Below are 6,228 nucleotides of genomic sequence, written 5' to 3'. Positions count from 1 at the left end.
GCAGACCCGCCCAGATCCCCTGCAGCACCGCTCCCTCCACGAGGAAGCGCATCAGGTCGGCGTTGTCGGTGTCGGACACCAGGCCGCTGAGGTCCTCCCAGCCCTGCTCCAGCTGGTCCTGCCACTGGTCGATGGGGGAGTATCCCGCCTCGGCCTGATCGCCCAGGTCGCTCAGGGTCTCGGCGAGGGCGCCGAGCAGTCCCTGGCGATGCGGCTGCGTGGCCTCAACGGTCGCCTCGCCGTGCACCGCCTGCAGCTCGCGCAGGCTCTCCAGCAGGGCACCGCGCCGCTCGGCGTCCTCCAGGGTGGCGATGACCGCCACCAGAGAGGCCTGGAACGTCTGGGGATCGTGCTCGGCGCGCGCCTCCTCGCCCCCGCCCGCCAGCCCCGGCAGGCCGAGCTGCTGGGCCTGGGCGGGCAGCGCCAGGGCCAGCAGCAGCCAGGCGAGGCTGGCGAACAGGCAGCGGTACAGTGGTCGGGTCATCGGTACTCCGGGTCGCTGAGTGACGGGGATTGGCGGTATGGTAGGCTCCTGATGAGCCCAGCGGTCACGCACAGGATGCCGACATGACGCCTCTCCCGCCACCCGAGACACACAACCCCGACGGGGCGCTCCGTCGCGTCGGGGTCGAGATCGAGTTTGCCGGTCTCCCGCCGCGCGATACCGCGGAGTTGGTGCGCGGGCTGTTCGGCGGCGAGCTGGTGACCGTGAGCCCCCACCGCCTGAGGGTCAAGGAGACCCGCTGGGGCGAGTTCGTGATCGAGCTCGACACCCAGTATGCCCATCCGGACGCCGAGGTGATCGACTCCCGACCCCGGGATGATACCGAGTGGGAGCGCCAGCGCCATCAGATGCGGGTCGACTTCCACGCCCGCACCCGGGAGCTGATCGGCGATGTGGTCACGGGCCTGGTGCCCACCGAGATCGTCTGCCCGCCGGTGCCCTGGGACGAGCTCGACGAGCTCGACGCCCTCTTCGATGCGCTGCGCCAGCACGGCGCCAAGGGCACCGACGCCAGCCTGCTCTACGGCTTCGGCCTGCACCTCAATCTCGAAGCGGCGAGCCTCGAGGTCGACAGCCTGCTCGACCAGCTGCGCGCCTACCTGCTCACCGCCGAGTGGCTGCGCGAACAGATCGACGTGGACATCACCCGCGAGGTGCTGCCCCACGCCAACCCCTTCCCCAAGCCCTATGCGCTGAAGGTGCTGGCCCCGAGCTACGCCCCCGACCTGGACACCCTGATCGCCGACTACCTGGCGGACAACCCGACCCGCAACCGCGAGCTGGACATGACCCCGCTGTTCGCCCATCTGCGACCGCACTACCCCCACGAGCTCTTCCACAACCGGCTGGTCAAGCCGCGCCCCACCTTCCACTACCGCCTGCCCGACGCCCGCCTCTCTGACCCCGGCTGGGGCGCGGTGGTGGAGTGGAACCGCTGGCTGGAGGTGGAGAAGCTGGCCGCCGACAAGGAGCTGCTGCGCAAGCGCAGCGCCGGCTACGTAGCCAGGCACACCCGCTCGCCCCTGGCCCGCCTGTGGCTGCGCCTGCGCGGCTGGGTGGGCACCCCGTGAGTGAGACCCGGCCCCTGATCGGCATCACCACCTCCGACTACAAGAGCCAGATCGCCTGGCTCTTCGACTGGTTCGCGGTGTGGCGCCACGGCGGCCGCCCGTGGCGCCTGTCGCCCTCGCGCCCCCTGCCCGAGCGCCTGGACGGCCTGATCATCGGCGGTGGCGACGACATCCAGGCCCACCTCTACGGTGGCGAGGTGCAGCTCGACGTGCGCGTCGACCCCCAGCGCGACGAGCTGGAGCTGGAGCTGCTCGAGCGCTTCATCCCCGAGGGCACCCCGGTGCTCGGCATCTGCCGCGGCGCCCAGCTGATCAACGTCTACCGCGGCGGCACCCTGGACCCGGACATCTACACCACCCACGAGGGGCTCAAGCGGCGCCGCACGGTGCTGCCGCGCAAGACGGTGGACATCGTCGGGGCCAGCCGGCTGCATCGCCTGCTGGGCGTCAGCTGGTGTCGCATCAACAGCCTGCACCATCAGGCGGTGCGAGAGACCGGCGAGGGCATCGAGATCGTCGCCCGCGACCGCGAGGGGCTGGTGCAGGGCATCGAGTCCCGCGACCACGAGTTCCTGATCGGCGTGCAATGGCATCCGGAGTGGCTGATCTTCAACCGCCCCCAGCAGCGGCTGATCCGCGCCCTGGTCAACGCCGCTCGGCGCCACCGGGAGGCCTGAGGCGCCACCACACACGACAGCGGCCACCCGAGGGTGGCCGCACTGACGCTGTGGTGGTTCAGGGGGTGTGGAGATGCGTCTCAGTCTTCCAGGGCCGCGTCCAGGGTGATCTTGGCGTTGAGCACCTGCGATACCGGGCAGCCCCCCTTGGCCTTCTCGGCGCACTCCTCGAAGGCGGCCGGATCGGCGCCTGGGCTGGTCACCCGGGTGGTCAGGTGGATGGCGGTGATGCTGAAGCCCTCGTCACCCTTCTCCAGGGAGACCTCGGCCTGGGTGGCGATGCGCTCGGGCGTCAGGCCCGCCTCGCCCATGATCAGCGACAGCGCCATGGAAAAACAGCTGGCGTGGGCGGCGCCGATCAGCTCCTCGGGATTGGTGCCCGGGGCGTTCTCGAAGCGCTGCCCGAAGTTGTAGGGGGTATCGCTGAGTACCCCGCTGGCGGTGGAGACCTTGCCCTGGCCCTCCTGCAGGCTGCCCTGCCACTCGGCGGAACCGGTACGCTTGATCGTCATGGGGTCATTCCCTCCTTGAACTAGTCGACGGATTCGACAGATGTCTTGCCTGTGGGAGTGTAGCCATCCAGAGCCCGCAGTGCCGCCTCGTATTCCGGCTCCTGCTTGATCTCGGGTACCAGCTCGGCGTGGATCACGCAGTCGTTCTCGTCCAGCACCACCACCGCCCGGGCGCACAGGCCGGCCCGGCTCCCGCTGCACAGGTCCACGCCCCAGTCGCGATGAAACTCGCGGTGGCGGAAGGTGGAGAGGGTCTCGACGGAATCGAGCCCCTCGGCCCCGCAGAAGCGCGTGGCGGCGAAGGGCAGGTCCGCGGAGACCACCAGCACCACCGTGTCGGCCATCCGCGAGGCCAGCTGGTTGAATGTCCGGGTCGACAGGGCACAGGTGGGCGTGTCGATGCTCGGGATGATATTGAGCACCTTGCGCTTGCCGGCATAGTCGGCCAGGGTCACGTCGACCATCTCGGTATTGGTGAGGGTCAGCGGCGGCGCGGCCTGGCCCACCTCGGGGAAGTCACCGGCCACGTCCACCGGCTCACCGCCGCGGGTCACCTGTCTCATGGCACACTCCTCGAACATCAGGGGAAGACTCGAGCCTAGCGACCCGGCGCCCGCGCGGCCAACCCCGGCCTCAACGCTTGCCGTCACGCAGCGCGGCCAGGGCCCTGGCCAGCGCCTCCTGGCCCAGCGCGCGCATCGCCGCCACGTTGCGCTCGGGGATCGCCGCCGGGTCCGGGTAGTGCGCCAGCGCCCGCTCGAGGCCCGCCTCGCGCAGCAGGTGCAGCATCGGGAAGGGCGAGCGGTTGGTGAAGTTGGCGGCGTCCTCCTCCTCGGCCCCCTCGAAGCAGTAGTCGGGATGGAAGCTCGCCAGCTGGTAGGTGCCTTCAAGGCCCTGGTCGGCCAGCAGCGCCTCGGCCACGGCGAGGAAATCGAGGTAGTCGTCGAAGGCCTCGAGCCCCGGGGTCAGCACCAGCAGGGTGGTCTCGATGGCAGGGGTCGCGTCGAGTCGCTCGCACTCGGCCACCAGCGCCAGCAGGGCGCCCTCCCACTCCCGGGCATCCACCGCCACGTAGCGGATGCTGTCGCGAGCCACCTCGCGGCCGGCGAAGGGGCAGACGTTGCGGGCGACCACGAAGGTCTCCACCCAGGCGCGGGTGGCGGCCAGGGCCTGATCCTGGGGGGATTCGGTGGGTGCGGACATGGCGACTCTCGTGGCAGCGGGGAAGACGGTCTGGGGAAAGGGGTCTGCTATTGTGGCAGAAACGGTGGCGCACGCCCGCCCCCACCCCCGGAAACCCGCCAGGAGCCCCCATGCCCGCCTCGTCGCACCCGGATACGCTACCCAGCGTCACCCTGCCCGCCACCGCCCACGCGCCCGCCGTGACCCTGCCCGCCATCGGCCAGGGCACCTGGCACATGGGCGAGGGGCTCGCCCCGCGCCGCGATGAGGTGCGCGCCCTGCAGCTCGGCCTGGAACGGGGCCTCACCCTGATCGATACCGCCGAGATGTATGCCGAGGGCGGCGCCGAAGAGGTGGTGGGCGAGGCGCTGCTGGGGCGGCGCGACGAGGCCTTCCTGGTCTCCAAGGTCTATCCCTGGAACGCCGGGTGCGACTCGGCCATCGCCGCCTGCGAGGCGAGCCTGAAACGCCTGGGCACCGATCACCTCGACCTCTACCTGCTGCACTGGCCGGGCAGCGTACCGCTGGAGGAGACCCTGGAGGCCTTCGAGCGGCTGCGCCAGGCCGGCAAGATCCACCGCTTCGGGGTCTCCAACTTCGACGTCGACGAGCTGGCCGAGCTCCACGCCCTACCCGGTGGCGAGGCGTGCACGGTGAATCAGGTGCTCTACCACCTGGGCTCCCGGGGGATCGAGCATTCCCTGCTCCCCTGGCAACGTGCACACGGCATGCCCACCATGGCCTACTGCCCGCTGGCCCAGGGCGGCGAGCTGCGCCGGGAGCTGCTGACCCATCCCGAGGTGCTGGAGATCGCCTCGGGCCTGGGCATCACCCCCACCCAGCTGCTGCTGGTCTGGGCGATCCGGCCCCGCGGAGAGGGAGCACATCGCGATGTGATCGCCATCCCCAAGGCCACCCGGTTCGAGCACGTGACGCAGAACGCCGCGGCGCTCACCGTCCCGCTGACCGACGAGGCGCTCGCCCGCCTCGACGCGGCCTTCCCCGCTCCGGCACGCAAGACACCGCTGGATATCGTGTAAGGGTTACGCGCCTCGTCGGGACGCCAGCCGGTCAGCCAGCCGCGTCGGCTCCGGCAGCTTGGTGCGCCCCAGGCAGCGGATCACCCAGTCGAGCGCCGTGGCCAGGGAGAGGCGATGCCCCGGCGAGACGAAGATCGGCTTGACTCCGACCCGCGAGCGCAGCACCGCGCCGATCACCTCGTCGTCGGGGCCCTCGATCAGCGGCGTCCAGTCCCCCCGCGCGGGCCCCGGCTCGCCGTGGCGACCGCAGAGCCGCGACTTGGCCACGCCGATCGTCGGCAGGTCGAGCCACAGCCCCAGGTGCGAGGCCACCCCGAGCCGGCGCGGATGGGCGATGCCCTGGCCATCCACCATCACCAGGTCGGGGCGAACGCTCAGCCCCTCGAAGGCCGCCAGCGCCGCCGGCACCTCGCGAAAGGAGAGCAGCCCCGGGATATAGGGCATCCGCGTCGGCTCGCGCTGCACCGCCTGCTCCACCACCCTGAACTCGCCGGTGTCCCCCGGCGGCCAGGCCAGCACCACCACCGCCGCCCGGGTGATCTCGCCCTCCTCCTCGAAGCCGATATCCACCCCGGCGATACGGCGCACCGGGCCGAGCCGGTCCTCGCGCTCGACGCGGCCGGCACGACGCGTCTGCAGGGCGATGGCCGCGCTGGGCGAGAGGTTCCAGTCGTGAAGCGAAGCGAGTGGCATGGGGGGTCCTGAAAAGCCGCTGTCGAGTGGCGTAGACTATCGCCTTTCGACGCCAACCAGGGAAGGGAGCCCCGCCGATCATGCTGACGCTGATTCATACCGCCGACTGGCACCTCGGCCAGACGTTCCACGGCCAGGAGCGCCACGCCGAGCACCGCGCCTTCCTGGCCTGGCTGCTCGATACCCTGGCGGCGCACCGGTCCGACGCCCTGCTGGTGGCCGGCGACATCTTCGACGTGGTCAACCCCTCGCTGCGCGCCCAGGAGCTGCTCTACGACTTCATCGTCGAGGCCCACGCCCGGCTGCCCCGCCTCGATATCGTGCTGATCGCCGGCAACCACGACAGCGGCAACCGCATCGAGCTGCCCGCCCCGCTGATGCGCCGCCTGCGCACCCACGCCCTGGGCCGGGTGAGCTGGCTGGACGACGGCACCCTGGACGCCGAGCGCCTGCTGGTGCCGCTCACCGACGCCGCGGGCGAGACCCGCGCCTGGTGCCTGGCCCTGCCCTTCCTGCGCCCCGCCGAGGTCACCGGCGCCGCGGCGGCGC

At 71.1% G+C, this 6,228-nt stretch carries 8 protein-coding genes and 1 pseudogene; 4 read left to right on the top strand and 5 right to left on the bottom strand.

The annotated features are described in order from the left end of the window. Positions 1-484 (bottom strand): annotated as a pseudogene (locus J5F18_RS07360) (mechanosensitive ion channel family protein); the annotation flags it as partial. An 83-nt stretch (positions 485-567) separates the two neighbouring features. Here J5F18_RS07360 and J5F18_RS07355 point away from each other — a divergent pair. Next, entirely contained in the window at positions 568-1,575 is a 1,008-nt protein-coding gene (locus J5F18_RS07355) for an amidoligase family protein (RefSeq protein ID WP_346301623.1), read from the top strand. Beyond that, positions 1,572-2,252 (top strand): gamma-glutamyl-gamma-aminobutyrate hydrolase family protein, encoded by a 681-nt coding sequence (locus J5F18_RS07350; RefSeq protein WP_346301622.1) that lies wholly within the window; start codon positions 1,572-1,574, stop codon positions 2,250-2,252. The genes J5F18_RS07355 and J5F18_RS07350 overlap by 4 nt, the downstream gene beginning before the upstream one ends. Positions 2,253-2,332: 80 nt before the next feature. On the opposite strand, the gene J5F18_RS07345 is transcribed toward J5F18_RS07350, so the two are convergent. From J5F18_RS07345 to J5F18_RS07335, 3 genes are all read right to left on the bottom strand, one after another. Beyond that, positions 2,333-2,764 carry an OsmC family protein gene (locus J5F18_RS07345; protein ID WP_346301621.1) on the bottom strand — a complete coding sequence of 144 codons (432 nt, stop codon included), beginning with the start codon at positions 2,762-2,764 and terminating at the stop codon, positions 2,333-2,335. A gap of 20 nt (positions 2,765-2,784) precedes the next feature. After that, complete coding sequence (tpx, locus tag J5F18_RS07340) at positions 2,785-3,327, bottom strand: thiol peroxidase (RefSeq protein ID WP_346301620.1); 543 nt, start codon at positions 3,325-3,327, stop codon at positions 2,785-2,787. A gap of 70 nt (positions 3,328-3,397) precedes the next feature. Continuing rightward, positions 3,398-3,967, bottom strand: coding sequence for a DUF1415 domain-containing protein (locus J5F18_RS07335; protein ID WP_346301619.1), 570 nt, complete (start codon positions 3,965-3,967; stop codon positions 3,398-3,400). Between the two features lie 110 nt (positions 3,968-4,077). On the opposite strand from J5F18_RS07335, the gene J5F18_RS07330 reads away from it, so the two are divergent. Then, on the top strand, positions 4,078-4,986 hold the full coding sequence (locus J5F18_RS07330) for an aldo/keto reductase (protein ID WP_346301618.1): 909 nt from the start codon (positions 4,078-4,080) through the stop codon (positions 4,984-4,986). Between the two features lie 3 nt (positions 4,987-4,989). On the opposite strand, the gene nfi is transcribed toward J5F18_RS07330, so the two are convergent. Then, positions 4,990-5,679 (bottom strand): deoxyribonuclease V, encoded by a 690-nt coding sequence (gene nfi, locus J5F18_RS07325; protein ID WP_346301617.1) that lies wholly within the window; start codon positions 5,677-5,679, stop codon positions 4,990-4,992. A gap of 80 nt (positions 5,680-5,759) precedes the next feature. On the opposite strand from nfi, the gene sbcD reads away from it, so the two are divergent. Next, on the top strand, positions 5,760-6,228 hold a 469-nt coding region (sbcD, locus tag J5F18_RS07320), incomplete at its 3' end, for an exonuclease subunit SbcD (RefSeq protein ID WP_346301616.1).

The sequence above is a fragment of the Halomonas sp. BM-2019 genome, from assembly GCF_017584085.1.
Note: the sequence above shows the minus strand (reverse complement) of the source record. Positions and strands in the feature narration are given on the sequence as shown.

Coding starts and splice junctions, on each gene's coding strand:
- J5F18_RS07345 (WP_346301621.1), bottom strand. CDS start 2,764: ATGACGATCAAGCGTACCGGTTCCGCCGAGTGGCAGGGCAGCCTGCAG.
- nfi (WP_346301617.1), bottom strand. CDS start 5,679: ATGCCACTCGCTTCGCTTCACGACTGGAACCTCTCGCCCAGCGCGGCC.
- tpx (WP_346301620.1), bottom strand. CDS start 3,327: ATGAGACAGGTGACCCGCGGCGGTGAGCCGGTGGACGTGGCCGGTGAC.
- J5F18_RS07355 (WP_346301623.1), top strand. CDS start 568: ATGACGCCTCTCCCGCCACCCGAGACACACAACCCCGACGGGGCGCTC.
- J5F18_RS07335 (WP_346301619.1), bottom strand. CDS start 3,967: ATGTCCGCACCCACCGAATCCCCCCAGGATCAGGCCCTGGCCGCCACC.
- J5F18_RS07330 (WP_346301618.1), top strand. CDS start 4,078: ATGCCCGCCTCGTCGCACCCGGATACGCTACCCAGCGTCACCCTGCCC.